Consider the following 2327-nt stretch of genomic DNA (forward strand, 5'->3'; position numbering starts at 1 on the left):
GCGCGCGGCACCACGGGTGCTGGGGCGGGGGGCGGCGGGCCTGCGGTCACGGCCCGGGCCAGGTCGACCGCCCAGGTGTCCCACTGCGCCGGGTCGGCGCCGGGCGGCGGGAGGACCGGCATCAGGGTGCCGAGGCGACGGGTGGCGGCCCGGTACGGGGCGGCGGCGTCGGAAGGGACCAGGCCCGAGGCGAGTTCGTCGCGGTAGGCGGCGAGCAGCAGCCGGTCCCGTGCCGCGATCAGCGTGGCGACGGCGAAGCGGAACGCGTAGAGCCGCCGCCGCAGGTCCGCGGCCAGGGCCGGGTCCACCGGGGTTCCGCCTGCCTCCCAGGCCCGTACCCAGTCCATGAGCAGCCGCACCGTACGGGCCAGGGCCAGCGGGGAGTGGCCGGGTTCGGGGAGCGCGCCGGGCCCCTCGGGCAGCACCAGCCCGGCCGCGGTACCCGGTGCGCGCAGCCGCCCGAAGAGGGTGACCGAGCCCGGGCCGGTCGCATCCAGCGGCTCCAGCGGGCCGGGCCCGGCCGGCAGCGGCAGCCCGTCCGGGCCGGTCACCTCGGCAGGGTCCTCCAGCAGCCGGATCAGCCGGGCGGCCTCGGCGGCGCCGACCTTCGCGCGGTACGCGGGCAGCCGGGCCAGGGCCGTGCTCTGGAGCTCGTCCAGGGCCGGGGGCAGCACCCCGGCGGCGCACAGCCGCTGCCGGGCCGCGGCCGCGGCGGCCTCCAGCTCCCGCACGTCGTCGCGGAGGGACTCGGTGCCGGTCTTGACGGCCAGGGAGGCCGCGGCGGTGCGGACCAGCCGTGGGACGCGCCGGCCGGTGCCGCGCTCGGGCGGCGGCGGGAACGGCGGGACGGGCTGGAGGAGCAGCAGCCACCGCTCGGCCGGGCGGTCCGCAGGGGCGGCGGCGACTGCCCGGACCGCCCAGGCGACGGGAAGGGTGTCGAGCAGCCCGCCGTCCATGAGCTCGGCGCAGCCGCCCAGGTTCTCGTCGGGGTGGCCGGCCTCGCTGCTGACGCCCCGCATGTCCACGGGCAGCGGGTCGGTGAACGGCTGGGCGCCGTTGCCGACGTACACCCGGCCCGGTTCGAAGGCGCCGGGGAAGGAGGACGTGGTGCGGGCGGCGTACGCGAGCCGGTTCAGGGCGGTCTCGCGGGCCGCGCCGGTGGTGTCGTCGGGGAAGTCGGTCAGGGCGCTGCGGTGCCGGAAGCGGAAGCAGGCGTTGGAGCGGCCGACGAGCAGCGGCCGGCCGAGGGTGGGGCGCACCCAGTCGCGGCGGGGCCGCAGCCGGGTCGCGGTCAGGATCAGCCGGAGCGAGGCGGGAGCCTTCCAGTCCCGCGGGGCTTGGTCGACGAGCATGCCGAGGGAGGCGCGCAGCTCCCGGTAGAAGACCTCGTCGCCGCGCAGGAGCGAGGCGGGCAGGCGGAACGGGAGCGAGCGGCGGAGCAGCCCTTCGAGGTCGCCGAGGCGCAGCCACAGGTCGCGGACGCCCTTGCCGAAGGGCATGCCGTAGACGAGGTGGCAGGACATCAGGACGCCGTTGAGGCCGCCGGCGCCGGTGCCGGCGAGGACGTCGATGTCGACGTGGTCGTAGCCGCAGGCCTGCAGCAGGCCCCGGTAGACGCCCGGCCCGGGGTCCTGACAACCGTCCTGGCCCTGGCCCCGGTCCGGGTCCGGGTGCTCCGAGGTCCCCGGCTCCGGCGCGGCATCCGGCTCCGGCGCGGCATCCGGAGCCGCCGCCCTCAGGGCCGCCGTCTCGCAGCACGCCCCGCCCATCCACCCGGCGAGGCCGACCCCGCCCCGCATCGCGAGGGCGAGCCGCAGCTCGGAGCTGCGCCCGCCCTGTGGGTCGTCGCTCATGCCCCCAAGCTTGGCCCGGGATCAGGCGTGCCGCACCCGCGCGGCGAGGACCCGGCGGGAGCGGGGGGCGGTGCGGCAGGAATCGCGTGGGGTGCCGGGAGTTCGCACCAACCCGGGTTCCACGCCGGTCGGATCCGTACGGGGCGGCAGCCACGGCCGGGAAGGTCCGCCGGCGGATCCGCTGCGAGGACTCCCGGCTGCGCCCGCCGTGCCCGGCGCACGGCGGGCCGGCCCGGGAGGACGGCGCGGACTCCGAGGAGGAGGAGCCCGCCCCGTCCGCGGCCCGGCAGCCGCGGACGTGCAGCCGCAGCCGGGCAGCCGCAGCCGCCGGGCTGCCCGGGGGTGCTTATTCCCAGTCGTCCCAGGGCGGGTCCGTCTCCTCCGGGTCGAGGGGCGGCTCGTCGTCCCACGGCTCCTGGTGCCCGGTCCGGCCCGGGCCCGCGGTGGCGGCGGGGCCGGTGGGCGCGGCGGGGG

The 2327-nt window shown here is 79.0% G+C and carries 1 protein-coding gene; it reads right to left on the bottom strand.

All coding sequences use genetic code 11. The features are described 5' to 3' along the window. The coding region (locus tag HYE82_RS36000) for a patatin-like phospholipase family protein (protein WP_179178433.1) at positions 1 to 1853 on the bottom strand (1853 nt) is incomplete at its 3' end. Positions 1854 to 2327 lie beyond the last annotated feature (474 nt).

It is taken from the genome of Streptomyces sp. BR123, assembly GCF_013401435.1.
Lineage (GTDB): Bacteria > Actinomycetota > Actinomycetes > Streptomycetales > Streptomycetaceae > Streptomyces.